This is a genomic window from Duganella sp. BJB1802 (assembly GCF_013369445.1).
Taxonomy (GTDB): domain Bacteria; phylum Pseudomonadota; class Gammaproteobacteria; order Burkholderiales; family Burkholderiaceae_D; genus Rugamonas; species Rugamonas vulcania_A.
The window spans coordinates 14,481-37,176 of the sequence record NZ_JABWEF010000003.1 but is presented as its reverse complement, the minus strand read 5'-3'; the positions used below and the strand labels follow the sequence as shown (position 1 = coordinate 37,176).

Below are 22,696 nucleotides of genomic sequence, written 5' to 3'. Positions count from 1 at the left end.
GATTCTTCATGGTATTTTCCTCGCCGGGATTTTTGTTTCTGTTCTTCCCCTGTTTCTTCGCCTTGTACTGCATGCTGCCCAGGATCTGGCGCAACGGCTTCATCCTGTTGGCCAGCGTGGTGTTCTATCTGCTGGGTGCGGGGGCGCTGACGGTTGTCGCGCTGGTGCTGCTGGCGGCCAACTGGCGCCTGGCCATCCTGACCGGCGCGCTGCGCCGCGACGACCGGCGCGGGCCGCAGGCCAAGCTGGCGTTGGGCTTGGCGCTGGTGCTCAACCTGGCGCCGCTGATCGCCTACAAATACCTGGGCTTCCTGGCGCAGCTGCTGGCCGATGTGAGCGGCGTGCAGCTGCTGGAGAACGTCGCCAGGCTGGGGCTGGTGCTGCCGCTGGGGATTTCGTTCTACGTGTTCCACTTCCTGTCTTACCAGGCCGACGTCTACGCGCGCCGCGTCCAGCCGGAACGCAGCCTGCATAAGTTTGCCATCTACATCTTCCTGTTCCCGCACCTGATCGCCGGACCGGTGGTGCGCTTTGCCGAAGTCCGGGAACAGCTCGACATCAAGCGCCGCGCGCTGGTCGGCAGCGACGTGTTCTGGGGCCTGAACCTGTTCATCATCGGCCTGTCGAAAAAGCTGCTGATCGCCGATCCTCTGGGCTCCGTGGTGGATCTCATGCACCGGTCCGATTTCGTCCTGAGCACTTATGCCGCCTGGCTGGGCGCCGTGTGCTATTCGTTCCAGATCTACTTCGATTTTTCCGGCTACACCGACATGGCGATCGGCATGGCGCGCATGATGGGCTTCCGTTTCCCGCGCAACTTCAACCGGCCGTACGCGGCCACCAGCGTCACCGAATTCTGGCAGCGCTGGCACATGACGCTGTCGCGCTTCTTCCGCGACTACGTCTACATTCCGCTGGGCGGCAACCGCAGCTCCACCTTCAAGACCTACCGCAACCTGTTCGTGGTGTTCGGCTTGTGCGCGTTGTGGCACGGGGCGGCCTACACCTTCCTGGTGTGGGGGCTGGGCCACGGCGTGTTGATCGCGCTGGAGCGCGCGGGCGTGCTGAACACGGCCAGGTGGCGTCTCGGCGGCTTGCCGGTGTTCCTGCTGGCGACCGTGCTGTGGGTGCCGTTCCGCGCCGACAGCATGGAGCAGAGCGGCACGCTGTTGCGGGTGATGTTCGGCGGCGAACCGTCGGCGCCGCTGTGGAACCCGGCCCACATCATGCTGGCCGATCCCAAGGTGATTTTCCTGCTGCTGTTGTCGACGGTGATCTGCCTGGTGGGGGACCGCTGGTTCCTGCGGCTGCGCAACATGAGCTTCCGCCGCCCCAAGCTGGTCGGCGCCTACAGCCTGGTGTTGTACGTGCTGTCCTGCCTGTCGGTGGTGGAGGGCGGTTTCAATCCCTTCATCTACTTCCAGTTCTAAGCGCCGACGTTGTCCGGCATCGGGGTCTTGCTGCGGTAGTCGCACAGGTCCAGCTGCATGCAGTTCCAGCATTCGGGCTTGCGCGCCTTGCAGGTGTAGCGGCCGTGCAGGATCAGCCAGTGGTGGGCGTCCTGCAGGAATTCCTTCGGCACGAACTTCAGCAGCTTTTGTTCGACGATGTCGACGTTCTTGCCCGGCGCCAGGCCGGTGCGGTTGGAGACGCGGAAGATGTGCGTGTCCACCGCCATCGTCGGTTCGCCGAACGCCGTGTTCATCACCACGTTGGCGGTCTTGCGGCCCACGCCCGGCAGGGCTTCCAGCGATTCGCGGTCGCGCGGCACTTCGCCGTCGTGCAGCTCCACCAGCATCTTGCACGTCGCGATGACGTTCTTGGCCTTGGTCTTGTACAGGCCGATGGTCTGGATGTAGGTCTTCAGTTCCTCTTCGCCCAGGTCCAGGATGGCCTGCGGCGTATTGGCCACCGGGTACAACTTGCGCGTGGCCTTGTTGACGCCGACGTCGGTGGCCTGCGCCGACAGCAGCACGGCGATCAGCAGTTCGAACGGGGTTGTGTATTCCAGTTCGGTTTCCGGCTTGGGATTGGCTGCGCGGAAGCGCACGAACATTTCGTAGCGTTTGGCTTGATTCATTGTTGTTGGTCTTGTTCCTTTTTCAGGCGCGCCCGTTCCATCGCGGCGGCGATGATGGCGCGCTTGCGTTCCTTTTCCACTTCGCCGGCGGCGTCGGCCGGATCGAGCGCGTGCACCGCCGCCATTTTGGCGACGGCCTTGGCGGCCAGGCGGGCGTCGTTCTCGTCGCGCTCGCGCCGCAGCCGCATGGCGCGGAAGTCGTGGCGTTCGCGCGCGGCGTCGGCGTCGGCCTGGCGCCAGGCGTCCCAGCCGGTGGTCTCGGTGACCGGGTACATGACGATGCAGTCGACCGGGCAGGGATTGACGCACAGGTCGCAGCCGGTGCACAGGTCCGGCACTACCGTGTGCATCAGCTTGGCCGCGCCGACGATGGCGTCCACCGGACACGCCTGGATGCACAGCGTGCAGCCGATGCACAGCGACTCGTCGATGTAGGCCACCGCGCGCGGCCGCTCCAGGCCGTTGACGGGATTGAGCGGGATGACCGGGTAGCCGGTGACCGCCGACAGCCTGGCGATGCCTTCCGCGCCGCCGGGCGGGCACTGGTTGATGGCGGCCGCGCCGGCGGCGATCGCCTCGGCGTAGGGGCGGCAGCCGTCGTAGCCGCACTTGGTGCACTGCGTCTGCGGCAGTACGTCTTCGATGCGGTCGGCGAGGGTGAGGGGGGCGGTGGGCTGCACGGCGAAACTCGTTGCGTTAAAACGCCATTATCCGATATCTGCGCCGCCCGGCGCCAAAAAACCTTCTATTCGGCGCGTGTTTTCGCCGGCCACACGCGGCGCACGGTCATCCGTTCCAGTTCCTCCGCGTGCAGGCTCAGCGCCGGCTTGATCAAGTCGCTGCGGCTGACGATGCCGATCAGCCGGCGCGTGTGGGCGTCGCCGACCACCGGCAGCCGCTCCAGCTGGTGCACCGCCAGCCGCGTGGCCAGCGCGCGGCAGGTTTCGTTGGCCAGCGCGAAGATCGGCACGTTCACGCCGAACAGCTCGCCCACGGTGACGGCGCCGGCGGCGCGCTCGCCGTCGAGCGCGGCCCGGTCCAGCATGCCCAGCAGCGCACCGTCGCGCGTGACCGGGAAGGCACGGTGGCGCTGCGCCGTGCCGAAGTGGCTGGCCAGCACCTCGGCGATGGGCCGCTGCGCGTCGATGCTGTCGGGCGTGGCGGTCATCACCTCGGCCACGCTGTGGCGCTCCATCGGATCGATGCCGTATTCGCGGTAGATGTGGTGGCCGCGGCGGGCGATCTTCTCGGTCAGGATGGAGCGGTGCATGGTAATCACGGTGAAGGCGTAGGCCACGGTGGACGCGGCCAGCACCGGCAGCACGGCGTTGACGTCGTGCGTGAGCTCGAACGCGAACACCACCGCCATCACCGGCGCGCGCATCATGCCGCCCAGGGTGGCGGCCATGAACACCAGCGGCCACACGGCCGTGGCGTGGCCGGGCAGCCAGGGGCCGAGCAGCGCGCCCAGGCCGGCGCCCAGCATCAGCAGCGGCGCCAGCACGCCGCCGGAGGTGCCCGAGCCCAGCGCCAGCAGCCAGATCACGGCCTTGACCAGCAACAGCGCGGCGATGGCGCCGGCGGCCAGGTGGTTGTTGAGCAGGTCGCCGATGACGTCGTAGCCCACGCCCAGCGCGCGCGGCTGCAAATAGCCGCCGATGCCGACCGCCAGCCCGCCCAGCGCGGGCCACCACATCCAGTGCAGCGGCAGCTTGTGGAAGCCGTCCTCGACGCGGTACAGCGCGGTCGACAGCAGCCAGGCCAGCGCGCCGCACAGCACGCCGGCGACCAGGCAGGACAGCAGGGCCGACGGCGGCAGCGCCTCGGTCCGCAGCGGGAACAGCGGGCCGCTGTCGAGCAGCAGCGGGCGCAGGAAGCCGGCCACGGCGCAGGCCACGGCCACCGGCGCCAGGCTGCGCGGGCGCAGTTCGAACAGCAGCAGTTCCAGCGCCAGCAGCAGCGCGGCGATGGGCGTGCCGAAGATGGCGGTCATGCCGGCCACGGCGCCGGCCACCAGCAGCGCCTTGCGCTCGGCGCCGCTGAGGTGGAAGTGCTGGGCGATCAGCGAGCCGACCGCGCCGCCGGTCATGATGATCGGGCCCTCGGCGCCGAACGGGCCGCCGCTGCCGATGGCGATGCCGGAGGCGAGCGGCTTGAGCACCGCCACCTTGGGCGACATGCTGCTCTTCTTGAACAGGATCGCCTCGATCGCTTCCGGGATGCCGTGGCCGCGGATCTGCTCGGAGCCGTAGCGCGCGATCAGGCCGATCACCAGGCCGCCGAGCACCGGCACGGCGATGACCCAGGCGCCCAGCGTGTGCGCGGCCGGCGAGGCCGCCTCGGTCGAGAGCCGCTGGAAGAAGAACAGGTTGGTGAAGAAGCTGATGGCGTGCAGCAGCAGGTCGGCGGTCAGCGTGCTGAGCGCGCCGACCACGGCGGCGATGGCGGCGATCAGCACCAGCCGGGCGTTGCCGTCGAAGTCGCGGCGGTTGTCGTAGTTATTCGGCATGGTCGTCCCGGTCGAGTTTGGGGATGGTGAAGACGCCGTCGAGCGACAGCAGTTCGGCGCGGTGCAGCTCGGCCAGCTGGCCGAGCATGGCCTCGCCGTCCTTGAGCAGGTGGACTTCGACCCGGCGGCGGTCGCTGTCGCTGACGCGCCGTTCGACCAGCCCGCCGGCCTCGCAGCGCGACACCAGCGCCACCACGCCGTGCGGCTTGGCCTGCAGCCGCTCGGCCAGCTCGCCGACGGTGGCCCAGTCGCGGCCGGGATAGCCCTTCAGGTGCAGCAGCAGCAGGTACTGCAGCGGCGTGATGCCCTTGGCCTGCACCACGTCTTCGGAAAAGCGCTCGAAGCGGCGCATCTGGTAGCGGAATTCGGACAGGGCGGCGAAGTCGGCCTTGTCGAGCGGGGGCGGGCGTGAGGGCATGACGGTGGCACGGAATTGGAAAACGCCAAATATATCACGCCATGATATAAATTGTCTGGACAAAAAAAATCCCCGCGCGGGCGGGGACTTGGCCGCGAGCCGGACTTAGCCGTGTTTTTTGATGAACTCGGTGATCTTCGGGCACACCACTTCGCGCCAGCGGCGGCCGGAGAAGATGCCGTAGTGGCCGGCCTGCGGCGCCACGAAGTCCTGCTGCATGTCGGCCGGGATGCCGCTGCACAGGTCGTGCGCGGCCTGGGTCTGGCCGGCGCCGGAGATGTCGTCCAGCTCGCCCTCGACGGTGAACAGCGCCACCGTGGTGATGTCCTGCGGACGCACCGGCTTGCCGCCCACCATCCACGTGCCCTTGGGCAGCGCGAAGTCCTGGAACACGGTCTTGATGGTGTCCAGGTAGTATTCGGCCGGCATGTCCAGCACGGCGTTGTACTCGTCGTAGAACTTGCGGTGGCTGTCGGCCGGCTCGTCGTCGCCCTCGACCAGGTGCATGTAGAACTCGCGGTGGCTCTGCGCGTGGCGGCCCGGGTTCATGGCGATGAAGCCGGCGTGCTGCAGGAAGCCAGGGTACACCTTGCGGCCGAAGCCCGGATAGTTGGGCGGCACCGAGTAGATCACGGTGTTTTCAAACCACGAGAATTTCTTTTCGGTGGCCAGGTTGTTGACCTGCGTCGGCGAGCGGCGCGGGTCGATCGGGCCGCCCATCATGGTCATGGTCTTCGGCAGCTTCGGATCCTTGGCGGTGGCCATCAGCGAAATCGCGGCCAGCACCGGCACGGTCGGCTGGCAGACGGAGATCACGTGCACGTCCGGGCCCAGCATGCGGATGAAGTCCTGCACGTAGTAGATGTAGTCGTCCAGGTGGAACGCGCCTTCAGATAGCGGTACCATCCGGGCGTCAGTCCAATCGGTGATGTAGACGTCGTGATCGTGCAACAGGCCGCGCACGGTGTCGCGCAGCAGCGTCGAATGGTGGCCCGACAGCGGCGCCACCAGCAGCACGGTCGGCTGTTTCAGGGCCTTGGTTTTCTTGTCGTCCAGGTCCTTCTTGAAGTGGATCAGGCGGCAGAAAGCCTTGTGCAGCACCACCTGCTCGATGATGCCGATGGTTTCGCCCTTGACTTCGGTGTTGTCGATTTCAAACGCCGGCTTCTCGTAATCCTTGCCCAGCCGGTACATCAACTCGTAACCGGCGGCGATGCGTTGCGAAAACGGCGTGTGCGCCAGCGGCGAGACGGGATTGGTGAACATCTTGGAGGACGCGTCGGCCCATTGCATCAGAGGCGTCAGGAACGAGCGTTGCATTTCGTGCAGGTGGTAGAGCATATGTATTCCTGGGATCAAGAGCTTGGTGCGATGCACCAATACCATACATCATAAGCCAAATTATAGAATTTTTGTTCGTGACGTAAAGCATTCCAAAATACTGCCGGGCAAGCCTACGTAGTATCCACAATGATGGCGTGGTCAAATAATAATAGAGCAGGATCAAAAAAAAAGCAGCGTTTCCGCTGCTTTCGTGTAGGACAACCGCTAGTAGTGCTTAGTCGAAGACCGGCGTTTCCACGCCCAGCACCTTGTGCAGCTTCGGCGAAGTGGTGGTGTATTGCATGTGGATCTTCTTGTCCGGGAAGATGTACGGCGCGGCGCCGAAGGCGGCCAGCGCGGCTTCGTGGAAGCCCGACAGGATCAGCTTTTTCTTGCCCGGATAGGTGTTGATGTCGCCCACGGCGAAGATGCCCGGCACGTTGGTCTCGAATTTCTCGGTGTTTTGCACCTTCAGCTGGCGGCGCTCGATGTCCAGGCCCCATTCGGCGATCGGGCCCAGCTTCGGCGACAGGCCGAAGAACACCAGCAGCATGTCCAACGGCACGCGGCGGGTGACGCCGTCGGCGCCGGTCACTTTCAGCTGCGACAGCTTGCCGTCGTCGCCGGCTTCGTAGCCGGTGGCTTGGCCGATGATCAGCTGCATCTCGTATTCATCGCACAAGGCTTTCATCTTGGCGACCGAGGCCGGCGCGGCGCGGAAGTCTTCGCGGCGGTGCAGCAAGACGACCGATTCGGCCTTGCCGACGAAGTTCAGCGCCCAGTCCAGCGCGGAGTCGCCGCCGCCGCAGATGACCAGGTTCTTGCCTTCGAAGATGGCCGGGTCCTTGACCTTGTAGTGCAGCTGCGTGCCTTCGAACACCTCGATGCCGTCCACCTTCAGCGTGCGCGCCTGGAACGAGCCGACGCCGGCCGCGATGAAGATGGTTTTGGTGATGAACTGGGTGCCGGTGCTGGTCTCGACGTCGAAACGGCCGTCGTCGCGGCGCGCGACCTTGGTCACTTCCTGGCCCAGGTGGAAGGTCGGCTCGAACGGCTCGATCTGCTTGAGCAGGTTGTCGGTCAGTTCCTGGCCGGTGCACGAGGGCACGGCGGGGATGTCGTAGATCGGCTTGTCGGGATACAGTTCCACGCACTGTCCGCCCACCGCGCCCAGCGAATCGATCACGTGGGCTTTGATTTCCAGCAGGCCGAGTTCGAAGACCTGGAACAGGCCGACCGGGCCGGCGCCGATGATGACGGCATCGGCTTCGATGACGCCAGGAGGAGTGACAGTGCTATTCATACGTGGTTTCCTGTTATTTCAATAATGGTTAGGCAACACTGGGCTGCGCGGCGGCTGTCGCCAGCGTCCGCGGAAGGCGCTGCCCTGGGCTGCCTGGCCAGACGCGGGGTCTTAGCGTACCAGCAGGTGCAGCTTTTCCTTGACGTCCTTGAACTGCTCCGCTTCCGGCAGGGGCGGGATGGTCTTGGTGATCGACGGCCAGTTGCGGGCCAGGTCGACGTTGATCTTGATGAATTGCTGCTGGTCGCCCGGCACGTCTTCCTCGGCGAAAATCGCGTTGACCGGGCATTCGGCCACGCACACGGCGCAGTCGATGCACTCGTCGGGATCGATGGCGAGGAAGTTCGGGCCTTGGCGGAAACAATCTACCGGGCAAACATCGACGCAGTCCGTGTAACGGCAGCTGATGCAAGATTCGGTGACAACGTGGGTCATAACAGTCCTATCAATGTTGGTGTGCAGCGGCGTCGGCGGCGGTGGGATGGCCCGGCTAACCTCGGCAAAGCACTGTATTTTAAGGTAATTCGCTATTTCTCACAAACTGCGCTTATATACAATACCTATAAGCAAATGCGTTCGGGGAGCATGGGCGGGCGGAGATGGATGGCAATTTGATGTCGAACAAGTTTCGGCCGGTGCTGGCGCGGCTGCGGCGCAACTGGCATCATGTCGCCTTCTTAATTGACCGAGGATGCCGGATGGCTGACATCAACATCGTCCAGGCGCACCACCTGGCGCCTGAGCAGGCCCGCGCGGCCGCCCAACAAGTGGCCGACAAGCTGGCCGAACAATTCGAACTGGAATGCGCCTGGGACGGCGATGTGTTGCGCTTCGAGCGCAGCGGCGTCAGCGGTTCGCTGAGCCTGCTGCCGGACCAGGCCAGGCTGCATATCGCGCTGGGCTTCCTGTTCAGCGCGTTCTCGTCGCAGATCGAGGCCAAGGTGGCCGACAAGATGCGCCGGGTGTTTTCCGCCGCATGAAAAAACCCGGCTCCGGCCGGGTTTTGCTTATTTCAGACCTTCGATCAGGTCGATGTACTGCTGCTTGGCCTCGTCCAGCGAGGTGCCTTTCAGGGCGGCCCAGGCGTCGAACTTGGCGCGGCCGACGAAGTCGGTCATGCCGGGACGCTCGCCGGTGGCGTCGCCCGCCGAACCCTGCTTGAACAGCGCGTAGATCTTCAGCAGCGTCATGTTGTCCGGGCGCTCGGGCAGGTTCTTGGAATCCAGCTGGGCTTGCGCGAATTGCTCTTCTAAACTCATCACTTCTCCTCGGTAGGGTGGGGTACGCGCCATCATACCCGCAGCCGCCGCGAAAACCGCTAGAGGGTCTCCTCAAAAACAGAACGGCGGACAAGCCGGTCCGAAGACCTGGCTTGTACCGCCGTTTCCGATGCCCTCGCGGGCACTGGCACCGCGGCGCGAACGCCGCGTGCCGGCCTGCGCTTACTTCTTCTTCGTCGGGTTGACTGCCGACTTCAGGGTCGCGCCAGCCGAGAATTTTGGGGTTTTCGACGCGGCGATCTTGATCGCTTCGCCGGTTGCAGGATTGCGGCCTTTGCGGGCTGCGCGCTTCGCTACGGAGAAGGTGCCGAAGCCGGTGATGCCTACCGTGTCGCCTTTTTTCAGACGCTCGGTGATGATGGCGATCAGAGTATTCACTGCACCGTTGGCGGCAGCAGCGGACACTTCAGTGCGTTTCGCAAATTCTGCAATCAATTCGCCTTTTTTCATTACTACCTCCTTGGTTATTAGAGCGCGCAGATTAGCATAAATATTGTCAAATGTAATGGTTTCTGTACGAAGTAACCCTTGCAGTAGCTGCCGTGCCACGCTGCAGTGCAATAAAACCCCCGTGTTTACTGGCTCTACGCGATGCGCGCGGCGCCGCATCGCGCTGCAAAAAGGTTTATGATGGGGCGATCCAGGACGGGAATCATGACCTTTTCAGACGAGACACTGATTGCTTATGCCGACGGCGATCTGGACGACGCCACCCGCCGCGCCGTCGAATCCGCCATGCGCCGCGACGGCAGCATCGGCCGCCGCGTGGCGCGCCGGCGCGCCGCGCGCGACGAGCGCTACGCGGACCAGGCGCCGCATCCGCGCCACGCCAATGTGGTGCAGCTGGCCGCCGTGCGCGCGCAACGCGCGGCGCAGCAGCTGGCCGCGCGCAAGGCCGCCAAGCGCCAGTGGGGCTGGCTGGAGTGGGGCGCGCTGGGGCTGGTCATGGTGCTGGGGTTGGCTGCAGGCCGGTTCGGATTGGCGCGCTGGCAGCCGGGCTGGTTCGGCGAACCGGCCGCCGCGCCCACCACCGTGTTCAGCCGCAACGGCATGCTGATCGCGCAGGGCCGGCTGGACCGCGCCTTGACCCAGCAGATGGGCGGCGCCGCGCCGTCCGAGGGCGATGTGCGGGTCGGGCTGAGTTTTCTGTCGAACGAGGGCGGCTACTGCCGCAGCTTCACGCTGGTGGGACTGAATCAGGATCTGGTGGGGATCGCCTGCCGTGGCAGCGATGAGTGGCGGATACCGGTGCTGGTGCAGAACGCGCGGCCGCTGCCGGCGCCAGCCAGCTACCGGATGGCCGGTAGCGAGATGCCGACGGCGCTGCTGGAGGCGATCGACCAGCGCATCGTCGGCGGCATGCTCGACACGCGAGCGGAGTTGGAGGCTTTACGCCGCAACTGGCAGCGTTAGCGGAGCGTCATTAAACGCCGAGCAGTTCCACATCAAAAATCAAGGTGGCGTTCGGCGGGATCACGCCGCCGGCGCCGCGCGAGCCGTAGCCCAGGTCGGCCGGGATGATCAGCTGGCGCACGCCGCCGATCTTCATGCCTTGCACGCCTTCGTCCCAGCCGCGGATGACCATGCCCGCGCCCAGCGCGAATTCGAATGGATCGTTGCGGTCCTTGCTGGAGTCGAATTTCGGGCCCTTGGTGCCGTCGTCGTTGCGCAGCCAGCCGGTGTAGTGCACGGTGACGTTCTGGCCGGCTTTGGCGACGTCGCCTTCGCCCACGGTCAGTTCGATGTATTGCAGGCCGGAGTCGGTGGTGATGGTGGACATGATTTTCCTTCTATGTGGACGTTAATGACAATCGCGAATTGTAGCAGGGCGTCCGCAGCAAGGAATAATTGCGGCATTTGTCTCGTCCCGGCGCAGTTTGCACGTAAAATAAACGTTTTGGTCTTTCAAGCGATTTTTACATGTTCCGTAGTTTCCGCCGTATCGTGCTTTCCTGTGTCTGCGCCGCCTCTGCCATCGGCAGCGCGCAGGCGAACGTGGTGGTTGTGCTCAACTCGCGCGACGCCACCGTGCAGCTGCTGGACCAGGAAACCTACAAAGACCTGTCCACCTTCCCGGTCGGCAAGGAACCCCACCACCTGATGGCGACCCCGGACAACAAGTCCCTGATCGTCGCCAGCTCGGTGGGCAATGAACTGATCTTCCTCGATCCGAAGAGCGGGCAGATCCAGCGCACCATCAAGGACATCCTCGACCCGTACCAGATCGGCTTCTCGCCGGACCAGAAGTGGTTCGTGTCGAACTCGCTGCGCCTGGACCGCGTCGACCTGTACAAGTACGACGGCGCCAACCTTACGCTGGCCAAGCGCATCCCGCTGGCCAAGCTGCCCAGCCACATGGCCTTCAACGCCGCCAGCAACATGGTGTTCATCACCCAGCAGGGCAGCGACCAGGTCAGCGCCATCGACCTGACCACGCAGACGCTGAAGTGGACCATGTCGGTCGGTAAGCTGCCGGCCGGTATCGCCATGACGCCGGACGACAAGTATCTGCTGGTCGGCATCATGGGCAGCGACTACGTCGAGGTGATCGACTGGAAAACCCAGAAGACCGTCAAGCGCATCAAGACCGGGCAGGGCGCGCACAACTTCCGCTCGGCCGGCGATGGCCGCAATGTGTACGTGTCGAACCGGGTGTCGAACTCGATCAACATCATCGACCAGAAGACGCTGGAAAACGTCGGCCAGATCAATGTGCCCGGCGGCCCGGACTGCATGGAAGTGACCGCCGACGGCAAGACCATGTGGGTCACGCTGCGCTGGATCAAGAAAGTGGCCGTGATCGACCTGGCTACCCGCAAGGTCACCAAGCTGATACCGGTGGGACGCTCGCCGCACGGCGTGTTCTTCTTCAACTCCGCCCAGCGCATGTAATGAAGGCCGCCGCCGCCCTGACCATGCTGGCGCTGGCGGCCGCGCCGGCGTCGCAGGCCGCAGATAACGCCAAAACGGCCAGCGCGGCCAACAGCGACGCGCGCGACCTCAACGACGCCGCCCGCGCGGCCAACGCCCATGCGCGCAGCCTCAACGGCCCGGCGCGGCGCGCGGCCGAGGCCAAGGCCGCCGGCATTGCCGCCGCGATGGGCGCGGCAGCAACAGAGCCTGCAACAGCGGCCACCCGGGCAGCATCCGCGATGCACGCGGCGCAGGCCACCGCGGCGGCGCCCGCGGCTGTGACGGCCGCACCGGCCGCCGGCGCCAAGCCGCAGGCGGCGCTGCTGCGTCACAGCGCCTGCAAAGGCACCATCTACCTGACCTTCGACACCGGCAGCCAGTCGCAGGCCGAACTGATCGCCGACACGCTCAAGCGCCACCAGATCAAGGCCACCTTCTTCCTGGCCAACGAAAAAACCATCAACGGCGATTACTCGCTGGACCCGGCCTGGTCGGCCTACTGGAAGGCCCGCGTGGCCGAGGGCCATGCGATCGGCTCCCACACCTTCGACCACGACGTGCTGGTCAAGGACGGCGCCGATGGCACCCTGCAGGTCAAGCCCGGCTTCGGCGCGCACGCCGGCAAGGTGCAGACGTTGACGCCGGCGCAGTATTGCGAGGAAATCAAACGCGTCGACCAGCGCTTCGTCGAACTGACCGGCAAGCACCTCGACCCGATCTGGCGCGCGCCGGCCGGCCGCACCTCGCCGCGCTCGCTGGCGGCGGCGCAGGCCTGCGGCTACGCCCACGTGGGCTGGGCGCCGGCCGGCTTCTCCGGCGACGAGCTCTCCAGCACGGCCTACCCGAATGCGGTATTGTTGCAGAAGTCCCTGCGCGATCTGCGGGATGGCGACATCTTCGTCGCCCACATGGGCATCTGGTCGCGCAAGGATGCGTGGGCGCCGGCCAACCTGGAGCCGCTGATCAGCGGCCTGGAGCAAAAAGGTTATTGCTTCGCCACGCTGCGCGAGCATCCCGACTATCTTTCACAGTTCAAGCCGAGTTCGAAACACCCATGATGCAATTATTTTCCGACTGGCTGGGCGCCGCCCAAGGCTGGTTGTTCGAGACGGTGATCCAGCCGCTGGTGTTCCAGCTCGGCTTCGGCGAGTTCGTCGAGGAGGCGTTCGAAGGCACCGAATGGCTGCTGATCGGCGTGCTGGAGCTGATCCTGCTGTTCCTGGTGCTGCGCCCGCTGGAGGCGATGATCCCGGTCCACAAGATCACCGATCCGCGCGCGCGCTGGAACGACTTCATCTACACCGTGCTGCACCGCGTCGGCCTGTTCTCGGTGCTGATCTTCTTCACGCTCGATCCGCTGATGGACAGCCTGGCCGCCATGCTGCGCTTCGAGAGCTTCCATCCGTTCAACCTGGAATCGCTGTGGCCGGGCATCGGTCCGCTGGGCGCCTTCCTGGTGTACTTCGTCGTGCTGGATTTCTTCGACTACTGGTACCACCGCGCCTCGCACCAGTTCAACTGGTGGTGGGGCTTGCACGGCCTGCACCACAGCCAGCAGAACATGAACCTGTGGAGCGACAACCGCAACCACCTGCTCGACGACCTGCTGCGCGACGTCTACATGGGCGTGATCGCGCTGTGCATCGGCGTCGAGCCATCGCAGTACGTGATGCTGGTGTCGGTCTCGCGCATCCTGCAGAGCCTGCAGCATGCCAACGTGCGTATCCACTTCGGCCGTGTCGGCGAATGGCTGCTGGTGTCGCCGCGCTACCACCGCATGCACCACGCCATCGGCGTCGGCCACGAATCGCACGGCAAGGGCACGCTGGGCGGCTGCAATTTCGCCGTGCTGCTGCCGATCTGGGACATCATCTTCCGCACCGCCAATTTCACGCCGGCCTTTGTCGCCACCGGCATCCGCGACCAGCTGCCGCAGACCGACGCCCAGGGCGTGGTCACGCCGGGACGCGAGTACGGCAAGGGCTTCTGGTCGCAGCAATGGCTGGGCCTGAAGCGCATGGTTGAATACGCACGCAAGGATGTCGTCTGATGACCAATGTGATCCGTTCCTGGGGCCGCGCCTTCCTGTCGCAATGGCACGGCAAGATGCTGGCGATGAGCCTGGCGCCCTTCCTGCTGGCGGTCGGCGTGTGGGCCGTGGCCTTGTACTTCTGGCTGCAGCCGCTGATCGATTATGTGCACGCGCAGTTCGCCGAGCACAACCTGTTCGCGCCGGCCGGCAACCTGCTCACCTCGCTGGGCCTGGCCTTCCTGAAGACCGTGATGCCGCCGCTGATCGCCATGCTGCTGTTCCTGCCGCTGATGATCCTGACCGCGCTGATCTTCATCGGCGTGATCGCCATGCCGCTGATCGGCCGCCACGTCGGCCTGCGCCACTATCCGCAGCTGGAGCAGCGCAAGGGCGGCAGTCTGGTCGGCAGCGCCGTCACCGCGCTGGGCGGCATGGCGATCTTCATCGGCCTGTGGATCGTCACGCTGCCGCTGTACTTCTTCCCGCCGCTGGCGATGGTGGTGCAGGCGCTGCTGTGGGGCTGGCTGACCTGCCGCGTGATGGTCTACGATGCGCTGGCCGACTACGCCTCGGCCGACGAACGCCGCCATATCCTGGCCGCGCACCGCTGGCGCCTGCTGGCGATCGGCGTGATCTCCGGCCTGGCCGGCGCCTTGCCCGGCGCGATCTGGCTGGGCGGCACGGTGCTGTCGGTGGCGTTCTTCCCCTTCCTGGCGGCGGCGTCGATCTGGCTGTATGTGCTGGTGTTTATTTTCACCGGCTTGTGGTTTGCGTATTATTGTCTCGATGCGCTGGCGCGCTTGCGCGCCGAGGCGCTGGTGTCCACCCCTTAAAGAAAGCAGGCAAGCATGGCGATCGGTCTCATCATCATCGGCGACGAAATCCTGTCCGGCAGGCGCGTCGACCAGCATTTCCCCAAGGTCGTGCAGATGCTGGCGGCGCGCGGCCTGCAGCTGAACTGGGCCGAGATCCTGGCCGACGATCCCGAGCGCATCACGGCCACGCTCAAGCGCACCTTCGCCAGCGACGACATCGTGTTCTGCTGCGGCGGCATCGGCGCCACGCCGGACGACCACACGCGCCTGGCCGCGGCCAACGCGCTGGGCCTGCCGCTGGTGATGCACGAGCAGGGCAAGATCAACATCCAGCAGCGCATCCTGCAAATGGGCAAGGACGCCGGCCAGCAGGTCGACCTGAACTCGGAAGAAAACCTGCACCGCCTGAAGATGGCCGAGTTCGCGCAGGGCGCGGCGCTGATCCCTAATCCATACAACAACATTGCCGGCTTCGCGCTGCACAAGCATTACTTCGTGCCGGGCTTCCCGGTGATGGCCTGGCCGATGATCGAGTGGGTGCTGGACAACCACTACGCCGACCTGTTCAACCGCGAGCCGCGCCTGGAGCAGTCGGTGCTGGTGTACGAGGCGGCCGAATCGGCGCTGACGCCGCTGATGGTGGCGATCGAGGCGCAGTTCCCGCGCGTGAAGGTGTTCAGCCTGCCGAGCGTGGGCGACGCCAACACGCGCCGGCATATCGAGCTGGGTGTCAAAGGCGAAGCGGCCCAGACGGCCACAGCGTTTCTGCATTTGTGCGCGGAGCTGAAGAAGCTTAATGTAGAGTTCAGCAACACTTAGTATCACACTGCTATCGGATGGGTCCGGACGGCGCTCTTTCCTCGGAGAGAGCGCCGTTGTTTTTTTGCGAAAAACAAACGGCGCAGTGAAATTATTCTGCCTCCGCGCCGGTGGATGCGCCGCCGATGTGGTGCAATGGAAGCTAGCAAGTCCGAGTAAGTTTTACTGAAACAGCTGACCGGTTTGAATCATATGTTAAGCAATCGTCGTTTCCGCCGGCCCCGTCTTGTTGTCCGCGCAGTGCGCAAATTGCGCGCAGGCGCCGCAGCGTTTGGCTATCGCCGTCCACGGCACTTGCGTGTCGTGCCAGCCCCCACTCCCGAGCAGACCGAAGCGCATCTGGCCCAGGCCCAGATGGACGCGCCGCCGCCCACCGCACCGCCGAAGAGCAAGCGCTCGCGCAACGCCTTCCTGCTGGTGCTGCTGGTCGGCTTGTCGTTCGCGGTGTACTGGGGCATCCAGGAAACCCGCACCTCCAGCATGCAGGCGCGCATCTTCACCGACCTGGTCGGCAAGATGACGTACAAGATGGAACCGGGCGCGAGCAAATCGATCCGCTTCCCGAAAGACAGCCCGTACGACGAGCGGCTCGGCTACGCCGGCCTGCCGGACTACCTGGGCAAGCTGCGCGCGCGCGACTACCAGGTCAGCGCGCAGGCGCGCATCTCGCCCAAGATGGCCGAGCTGGCCGACATGGGCGTGTTCGCCACCTACCGCGAGAAGACCAAGACCGGCCTGACGATCTACGACTGCCGCGCGCAGCAGCTGTTCGCGGCCAGCTATCCCGAGCGGGTCTACAACAAGTTCGAGCAGGCGCCGTCGGCGCTGGTCAACAGCCTGCTGTTCATCGAAAACCGCGAGCTGCTCGACACCAAATATCCGACCCGTAATCCTGCCGTCGAATGGGACCGGCTGGGCAAGGCCGTGATCGAGAAGAGCGTCAGCTCGGTCGCCGGCGGCCATCGCGCGGCGGGCGGCAGCACGCTGGCCACGCAGATCGAAAAGTACCGCCACTCGCCGGAGGGCCGCACCGGTTCGATGAAGGACAAGCTGCAGCAGATGGTCTCGGCCAGCCTGCGCTCCTACCAAGACGGGCCGGACACCACCAAGGCGCGGCGCCGCATCGTGATCGACTACCTGAACACGGTGCCGCTGTCGGCCAAGCCCGGCTACGGCGAGGTGAACGGCATCGGCGACGGCATGTGGGTATGGTACGGCCGCAGCTTCGCCGACTTCAACCGTCTGCTCGGCGGCAAGCTCGACAATCCCGACGCGGAAACCGCGCTGACCTACAAGGAAGCGTTGAGCCTGATGATCGCGCAGCGCCGCCCCAGCTACTACCTGGGCAACGGCGCTGCCGACCTGGAGGTGCTGGCCAACAGCCACCTGCGCATCCTGGCGCAGGACGGCATCATCACGCCGGCCATGCGCGACCTGGCCTTGCAGCAGAAGCTGCATCCGGCCACCGGCAGTGGCGTGGAGTCGGCGCCGGCCATGACCTTCGTGTCGCGCAAGGCGTCGAACGCGATCCGCAACCACCTGGCCAACCTGCTGGGCGACAACCGCATGTACAACCTGGACCGCCTCGACCTGAGCGTGGTCAGCACGCTGGACGCGCAGGCGCAGACCGCCGTCACGCAGGTGCTGCGCGACCTGCGCGATCCCGAGAAGGCCAAGGCCGCCGGCCTGACCGGCAAGGGCATGCTGGGCAACGGCGATCCGGCCAACGTGGTGTACAGCTTCACCTTGCTGGAGAAGGGCGAGCAGAACAACCTGCTGCGCCTGCAGACCGACAACTTCGACCAGCCGCTGGACATCAACGAAGGCGCCAAGCTGGACCTGGGCTCGACCGCCAAGCTGCGCACGCTGGTGACCTACCTCGACATCGTCGACCAGCTGCACAAGAAGTTCGGCGGCATGGACGCGGCCGCGCTGGGCAAGGTGACGGTCGATCCGCAGGATAAATTGTCGCAATGGGCGCTGGAGTATTTCAAGGCACTGCCGCTGGATAAAGGCGGGCGCGAGTTGACGCCGATGCTGAACGCGGCCATGGAGCGCAAGTATTCCGGCAATCCGGGCGAGGGCTTCTTCACCGGCGGCGGCCTGCACCACTTCGGCAACTTCTCGAAGGAAGACAACGGCAAGATCCTGACGGTGACCGAGGCGCTGCGCCACTCCACCAACCTGGTGTTCGTGCGCCTGATGCGCGACGTGGCCAAGTACTACATGTTCCAGACGCCGGGTTCGTCGGCGTCGCTGCTGGCCGATTCGGACGACCCGCGCCGCGCGCAATACCTGGCGCGTTTCGCCGACAAGGAAGGCAAGGAATTCCTGGCGCGCTTCTACCTGAAGTACAAGGGCAAGCCGGAGTCCGAGCTGGACAAGATCCTGCTGGCGAACATCCGCAGCACGCCGGTGCGGCTGGCGGTGATCCACCGCACCGTGTATCCGCTGGCCAGCCAGCAGCAGTTCGCCGCCTTCCTGAAGGACAACCTGCCGTCGCAGAACGAAGTGCCGGAAGACCGCGTGGCCAAGCTGTACGACCAGTACGCGATCGACAAATGGTCGCTGGCCGACCGTGGCTACCTGGCCAGCGTGCACCCGCTGGAGCTGTGGATGGCGGCGTACATGCGCCTGCATCCTGGCGCGACGCTGTCGCAGATGACGGCCGCCAGCGAGAAGGAGCGGCAGGAGGTCTACCAGTGGCTGTTCAAGACCCATCACAAGCACGCGCAGGACAAGCGCATCGCCGGGCTGATCGAGGTGGAAGGCTTCATGGAGATCCACAAGCAGTGGAAGAAGATGGGCTATCCGTTCGAATCGCTGGTGCCGTCGTATGCGACCACGCTGGGCGCGTCGGCCGACCGTCCGGCCGCGCTGGCGGAGCTGATGGGGATCATCGTCAACGGCGGCGTGCGCAAGAGCAGCCAACGCATCAGCTCGCTGCATTTCGCCGCAGGCACGCCATACGAGACCATCGTGAGCAAGGCCACTGCCACCACCAACGAACAGGTCATCTCGCCGGAAGTGGCGCGCGTGGTGGCCGATGCGATACGCGGCGTGGTGTCGGACGGCACCGCCAAGCGGGCGCGCATGGCCTTCGTCGGCTCGGACGGCAAGGTGATACCGGTCGGCGGCAAGACCGGCACCGGCGACCAGCGCTTCGACGTGTACGGCGGCGGCGGACGGTTGATCGAATCGCGCTACGTGAACCGCTCGGCGACGTTCGTGTTCAACATCGGCGAGCGCTTCTTCGGCTCGATGACGGCCTACGTGCACGGGCCGGACTCGAAGCACTACGACTTCACCAGCGCGCTGCCGGTGCAGCTGCTGGTGGTGCTGGCGCCCAGCCTGATGCCGCTGATCGAACCGCATCCAATCGCCAAGCCGGGGGCTGTGCCGCCGGCGATCGTTAAAACCGGCGGCAACGCCACCGCCTCCACAACGCCGCCCCTGCAAGCCTGCGGCGGCTAAATATTGGTGGCAAAACATTGGGGTCAAGTCTGACATTCGGACACGAGCTCAGCCCTAACGGACGTTACGGCTGAGCTCGTGTCCGAATGTCAGACTTGACCCCACGTTGATTTGTGGGCAATGTATCAGCCCATGAAGCCGATACGCCACCACATGTCCAAAATCCTCAAGTTCACGCAGTTTTCGTTGCGGGACTTGTTCGTCGCCGCCGCTCCTTCCATCGCCCTGATCGCCGCCGTCTGTGCGCTGGCCTACTGGCTGGTAGATCCGCAGCCGCCGCGCACGGTGCGCCTGGCCACCGGCCAGGAAAACAGCGCCTACTCGGAATTCGGCAAGAAGTACGCGGCCGCGCTGGCCAAGCATGGCGTCAAGGTGACGCTGGTGCCGTCCGCCGGCTCGGGCGAAAACCTCAAGCGCCTCAAGGCCGGCGAGGTCGATATCGCCTTCGTGCAGAGCGGCTCCACCAACGAGGAGGCGGCCGAGCGCGAGGGACTGACTTCGCTGGGCAGCCTGTTTGTCGAGCCGCTGTGGCTGTTCCTGCGCGAGACCAAGGGCAAGCCGCCCATCACCCAGCTGACCCAGCTGCGGGGCATGAAGATCAACTACGGTCCCAAGGGCGCCGGCGCGCCGCGCCTGTTCCGTCAGGTGCTGGAACTGAACGGTGTCGAGAAGGGCGAGGTGGAGCGCTTCTCGCTGGCCAACACGCCGGCCACCGTGGAGCTGCTGGAGGGCCGCATCGACGGCCTGGTGTTCACCTCGGCGCCGGAAGCGCCGCTGATCCAGATGCTGCTGCAAACCCCCGGCATCAAGCTGTTCAATTTCAACCAGGCGGAAGCTTACGCGCGCAAGCTGCCGTTCCTGACGCATGTGGTGCTGCCGCAGGGGATCGTCGACCTGGGCCGCGACATCCCGGCCGAGGACTACAACCTGATCGCCCCGACCGCCACGCTGGTGGCGCGCGACGACCTGCATCCGGCGCTGGTGGACCTGTTCGTGCAGGCGGCCGCCAGCATCCACGGCGGCGCGGGATGGTTCTCGCAGCAGGGCCAGTTCCCGTCGGCCAAGTACACCGAGATCCCGGTCGACGCCGAGGCGGCCAAGTACTACAAGAGCGGCCCGCCGCTGCTGCAGCGCTACATGACGTTCTGGCTGGCCAATTTCCTCGACCGCATGTGGGTGGTGGTGGTGGCGCTGGGCGCGCTGATACTGCCGCTGTCCAAGGTGGTGCCGCCGCTGTATGTGTGGCGCATCCGTTCGCGCGTGTACCGCTGGTACGGCCAGCTGCGCGCGGTGGAGCAGGCGGTGGAGGAGGCGCCGGAGGATATCCGCATGCAGGTCTATGAGCGCCAGCTGGTGCGCCTGAACGAGATCGAGGACCTGGTCAACCAGGTGTCGATCCCGCTATCGTTCGCGGACGGCTTGTACGGCTTGCGCAGCCACATCCAGTTCGTGCGCAAGCGCATCCAGTTCCTGATGGGCGAGTCGGCGCCCGCACCGGACGAGGCCGCGGCGGTGTAGAACCTAGGCGCCGATCCAGGGCAGGTCGGCCTTGCACCAGCCGTTGATGTTCTTGCGGTGGCCGCGCTCGTCCTTCTCGCCCTCGAAGCCTTCGAGGATGTCGTAGCAGTGCTGGTAGCCGTGCTCGGTTGCCAGCTTGGCGGCGCTGCGCGAGCGCACGCCTGAACGGCACAGGAACAGGATCACCTGGTCCTTGCGCGCCACCGAATTCAACTGCTCGATGAATTCATGGTTGGCGATCCCGCCCGGATACAGGTTCCACTGCACCGCACCATGTTGGGCCTCCGGTATCGCCACCCGGCCGACCCAGTCGCGCTCCGCATGGGTGCGTACATCGACCAGCTTGACCGCGTTGTCCGCGCTGACCAGCTCATACGCTTCCTGCGGCGTCACGGCGCCGGCATAGGGCCAGTCTTTGCTGCGGCTGCGCGCCAGCGCAAGAATCTCGTCTATTTTGCTCATGTCATGTTCCAGGAATAAGTTTGAGTTTATTATAGGCCTCCTGCGCACGCACCACACGCAGGCGCACCAAAGCCGTGCAATTTTTGGAAAATTCCTCGAAATGCACAAATGCGGTGCAAAATCTCGAATATGCACCGGGTTGGTGCGGTATTGAGCTGCCTCAAATAGCATCACTTGGGCTCCCCCGTGAATTTTAGATTCATTTGGCGGCGAGTTCAAAGACGCTATCGACACAAGCCCCGGAACTTTGGGCTGGCACGGATACTGCTTACCAATGGCGCACGAGCCCCACATTCCTTTAGGAGATACGCATGGCAATGACAGCCGCAGAAGTTCTGAAAATGGTCCAGGAAAACGAAGTCAAATTCGTTGATTTCCGTTTCGCCGACACCCGTGGTAAAGAACAGCACGTCACCGTGCCTGTGTCGCACTTCGACATCGACAAGTTCGAATCGGGCCACGCCTTCGACGGTTCCTCGATCGCCGGCTGGAAAGGCATCGAAGCTTCGGACATGATTCTGCTGCCAGATCCAAACACCGCGAACATCGACCCGTTCATGGAAGAGACCACCCTGTTCATGCAGTGCGACGTGATCGAACCGTCGGACGGCAAGGGTTACGACCGCGATCCACGCTCCATCGCCAAGCGCGCTGAAGCCTACCTGAAATCGTCCGGCATGGGCGACACCGCCTACTTCGGCCCAGAACCAGAGTTCTTCATCTTCGACAGCGTGCGCTGGAAGATCGACATGTCCGGCTGCTTCGTCAAGATCGATTCCGACGAAGCCTCGTGGTCGACCGACAAGGAAATCGAAGGCGGCAACAGCGGCCATCGTCCGACCGTCAAGGGCGGCTACTTCCCAGTGCCACCGGTCGACAGCTTCCAGGACATGCGTTCGGAAATGTGCCTGATCCTCGAATCGCTGGGCATCCCGGTCGAAGTGCACCACCACGAAGTGGCCGGCGCCGGCCAGAACGAAATCGGCACCAAGTTCTCGACCCTGGTCGAGCGCGCCGACTGGACCCAGAACCTGAAATACGTGGTCTGGAACGTGGCCCACAGCTACGGCAAGACCGCCACCTTCATGCCTAAGCCTATCGTTGGCGACAACGGTTCCGGCATGCACGTGCACCAGTCGATCTGGAAAGACGGCGTCAACCTGTTCGCCGGCGACGGCTATGCAGGCCTGTCGGAAACCGCGCTGTTCTACATCGGCGGCATCATCAAGCACGCCAAGGCGCTGAACGCGATCACCAACCCAGGCACCAACTCGTACAAGCGTCTGGTTCCAGGCTTCGAAGCACCGGTCAAGCTGGCGTACTCGGCCCGTAACCGTTCGGCCTCGATCCGTATTCCACACGTGGCCAATCCAAAAGGCCGCCGTATCGAAACCCGCTTCCCGGATCCACTGGCCAACGTGTACCTGTGCTTCGCCGCGCTGCTGATGGCCGGCCTGGACGGTATCGCCAACAAGATCCATCCGGGCGAGGCAGCATCGAAAGATCTGTACCACCTGCCGCCGGAAGAAGACGCGCTGATCCCAACCGTGTGCTCGTCGCTGGAAGAGGCACTGGACGCACTGAACAAAGACCGCGAGTTCCTGACCCGTGGCGGCGTGTTCAGCGATTCCATGATCGACGCCTACATCGAACTGAAAATGCAGGACGTCCAGCGCATGCGCATGACGACCCACCCTGCCGAGTTCGACATGTACTACTCGCTGTAATAGCAACGCATCGGCCACGCCGG

Annotated in this window: 22 protein-coding genes; 11 read left to right on the top strand and 11 right to left on the bottom strand. The window is 64.6% G+C overall.

What is annotated here, in order from left to right:
* Nucleotides 1–8: 8 nt before the first annotated feature.
* Nucleotides 9–1,430, top strand: coding sequence for an MBOAT family protein (locus HUX88_RS05545; protein ID WP_176361114.1), 1,422 nt, complete (start codon nucleotides 9–11; stop codon nucleotides 1,428–1,430).
* Here HUX88_RS05545 and nth read toward each other — a convergent pair.
* The 7 genes from nth to fdxA form a co-directional block, all read right to left on the bottom strand.
* A complete protein-coding gene (gene nth, locus HUX88_RS05540; protein ID WP_176361113.1) occupies nucleotides 1,427–2,080 on the bottom strand; it encodes an endonuclease III in 654 nt (217 codons plus the stop codon). The genes HUX88_RS05545 and nth overlap by 4 nt on opposite strands.
* Entirely contained in the window at nucleotides 2,077–2,760 is a 684-nt protein-coding gene (gene rsxB, locus HUX88_RS05535) for an electron transport complex subunit RsxB (RefSeq protein ID WP_176361112.1), read from the bottom strand. The genes nth and rsxB overlap by 4 nt, the downstream gene beginning before the upstream one ends.
* Before the next feature lie 65 nt (nucleotides 2,761–2,825).
* Nucleotides 2,826–4,589, bottom strand: a complete 1,764-nt coding sequence (locus HUX88_RS05530) for a chloride channel protein (protein ID WP_176361111.1) — start codon at nucleotides 4,587–4,589, stop codon at nucleotides 2,826–2,828.
* Nucleotides 4,579–5,007 (bottom strand): MarR family transcriptional regulator, encoded by a 429-nt coding sequence (locus HUX88_RS05525; protein WP_117013163.1) that lies wholly within the window; start codon nucleotides 5,005–5,007, stop codon nucleotides 4,579–4,581. Before HUX88_RS05525 ends, HUX88_RS05530 begins: the two co-directional genes overlap by 11 nt.
* A gap of 105 nt (nucleotides 5,008–5,112) precedes the next feature.
* On the bottom strand, nucleotides 5,113–6,348 hold the full coding sequence (locus tag HUX88_RS05520) for a polyhydroxyalkanoate depolymerase (RefSeq protein WP_117013164.1): 1,236 nt from the start codon (nucleotides 6,346–6,348) through the stop codon (nucleotides 5,113–5,115).
* 217 nt (nucleotides 6,349–6,565) lie between these two features.
* Nucleotides 6,566–7,633, bottom strand: coding sequence for an NAD(P)/FAD-dependent oxidoreductase (locus tag HUX88_RS05515; RefSeq protein ID WP_176361110.1), 1,068 nt, complete (start codon nucleotides 7,631–7,633; stop codon nucleotides 6,566–6,568).
* Nucleotides 7,634–7,744: 111 nt separating this feature from the next.
* Entirely contained in the window at nucleotides 7,745–8,068 is a 324-nt protein-coding gene (gene fdxA / locus HUX88_RS05510) for a ferredoxin FdxA (RefSeq protein WP_117013166.1), read from the bottom strand.
* A 263-nt stretch (nucleotides 8,069–8,331) separates the two neighbouring features.
* Here fdxA and HUX88_RS05505 point away from each other — a divergent pair, with 263 nt between their 5' ends.
* Nucleotides 8,332–8,613: a polyhydroxyalkanoic acid system family protein gene (locus tag HUX88_RS05505; protein ID WP_117013167.1), complete on the top strand. Its 282-nt coding sequence runs from the start codon at nucleotides 8,332–8,334 to the stop codon at nucleotides 8,611–8,613.
* A 27-nt stretch (nucleotides 8,614–8,640) separates the two neighbouring features.
* Here the strand turns inward: HUX88_RS05505 and HUX88_RS05500 are convergent, their stop codons facing one another.
* Together HUX88_RS05500 and HUX88_RS05495 are read right to left on the bottom strand one after the other, a co-directional pair.
* On the bottom strand, nucleotides 8,641–8,892 hold the full coding sequence (locus HUX88_RS05500; RefSeq protein ID WP_161092568.1) for an acyl-CoA-binding protein: 252 nt from the start codon (nucleotides 8,890–8,892) through the stop codon (nucleotides 8,641–8,643).
* Nucleotides 8,893–9,075: 183 nt separating this feature from the next.
* Complete coding sequence (locus HUX88_RS05495; protein WP_008445676.1) at nucleotides 9,076–9,363, bottom strand: HU family DNA-binding protein; 288 nt, start codon at nucleotides 9,361–9,363, stop codon at nucleotides 9,076–9,078.
* A 204-nt stretch (nucleotides 9,364–9,567) separates the two neighbouring features.
* Here HUX88_RS05495 and HUX88_RS05490 point away from each other — a divergent pair, with 204 nt between their 5' ends.
* Entirely contained in the window at nucleotides 9,568–10,326 is a 759-nt protein-coding gene (locus HUX88_RS05490) for a hypothetical protein (RefSeq protein ID WP_176361109.1), read from the top strand.
* Between the two features lie 10 nt (nucleotides 10,327–10,336).
* On the opposite strand, the gene HUX88_RS05485 is transcribed toward HUX88_RS05490, so the two are convergent.
* Nucleotides 10,337–10,693 (bottom strand): FKBP-type peptidyl-prolyl cis-trans isomerase, encoded by a 357-nt coding sequence (locus tag HUX88_RS05485; protein ID WP_117013170.1) that lies wholly within the window; start codon nucleotides 10,691–10,693, stop codon nucleotides 10,337–10,339.
* Between the two features lie 140 nt (nucleotides 10,694–10,833).
* On the opposite strand from HUX88_RS05485, the gene HUX88_RS05480 reads away from it, so the two are divergent.
* The 7 genes from HUX88_RS05480 (at nucleotide 10,834) to HUX88_RS05450 (ending at nucleotide 20,484) form a co-directional block, all read left to right on the top strand.
* On the top strand, nucleotides 10,834–11,805 hold the full coding sequence (locus HUX88_RS05480; RefSeq protein ID WP_176361108.1) for a cytochrome D1 domain-containing protein: 972 nt from the start codon (nucleotides 10,834–10,836) through the stop codon (nucleotides 11,803–11,805).
* A 260-nt stretch (nucleotides 11,806–12,065) separates the two neighbouring features.
* On the top strand, nucleotides 12,066–12,884 hold the full coding sequence (locus tag HUX88_RS05475; protein ID WP_229213157.1) for a polysaccharide deacetylase family protein: 819 nt from the start codon (nucleotides 12,066–12,068) through the stop codon (nucleotides 12,882–12,884).
* Entirely contained in the window at nucleotides 12,881–13,876 is a 996-nt protein-coding gene (locus tag HUX88_RS05470) for a sterol desaturase family protein (RefSeq protein WP_176361106.1), read from the top strand. The genes HUX88_RS05475 and HUX88_RS05470 overlap by 4 nt, the downstream gene beginning before the upstream one ends.
* Nucleotides 13,876–14,691 (top strand): EI24 domain-containing protein, encoded by an 816-nt coding sequence (locus HUX88_RS05465; protein WP_117013174.1) that lies wholly within the window; start codon nucleotides 13,876–13,878, stop codon nucleotides 14,689–14,691. The genes HUX88_RS05470 and HUX88_RS05465 overlap by 1 nt, the downstream gene beginning before the upstream one ends.
* A 15-nt stretch (nucleotides 14,692–14,706) precedes the next feature.
* Nucleotides 14,707–15,492 carry a molybdopterin-binding protein gene (locus tag HUX88_RS05460; RefSeq protein WP_117013175.1) on the top strand — a complete coding sequence of 262 codons (786 nt, stop codon included), beginning with the start codon at nucleotides 14,707–14,709 and terminating at the stop codon, nucleotides 15,490–15,492.
* 354 nt (nucleotides 15,493–15,846) lie between these two features.
* The gene (locus HUX88_RS05455; protein ID WP_176361360.1) at nucleotides 15,847–18,966 is read left to right on the top strand and encodes a transglycosylase domain-containing protein; all 3,120 of its coding nucleotides are present in this window, start codon (nucleotides 15,847–15,849) and stop codon (nucleotides 18,964–18,966) included.
* 153 nt (nucleotides 18,967–19,119) lie between these two features.
* A complete protein-coding gene (locus HUX88_RS05450) occupies nucleotides 19,120–20,484 on the top strand; it encodes a TAXI family TRAP transporter solute-binding subunit (RefSeq protein ID WP_176361105.1) in 1,365 nt (454 codons plus the stop codon).
* A 3-nt stretch (nucleotides 20,485–20,487) separates the two neighbouring features.
* Here the strand turns inward: HUX88_RS05450 and HUX88_RS05445 are convergent, their stop codons facing one another.
* The gene (locus HUX88_RS05445; RefSeq protein ID WP_176361104.1) at nucleotides 20,488–20,946 is read right to left on the bottom strand and encodes a rhodanese-like domain-containing protein; all 459 of its coding nucleotides are present in this window, start codon (nucleotides 20,944–20,946) and stop codon (nucleotides 20,488–20,490) included.
* A gap of 311 nt (nucleotides 20,947–21,257) precedes the next feature.
* Between HUX88_RS05445 and glnA the strand changes: the two genes are divergently transcribed.
* On the top strand, nucleotides 21,258–22,673 hold the full coding sequence (gene glnA / locus HUX88_RS05440) for a type I glutamate--ammonia ligase (protein ID WP_117013179.1): 1,416 nt from the start codon (nucleotides 21,258–21,260) through the stop codon (nucleotides 22,671–22,673).
* Nucleotides 22,674–22,696: the final 23 nt, after the last annotated feature.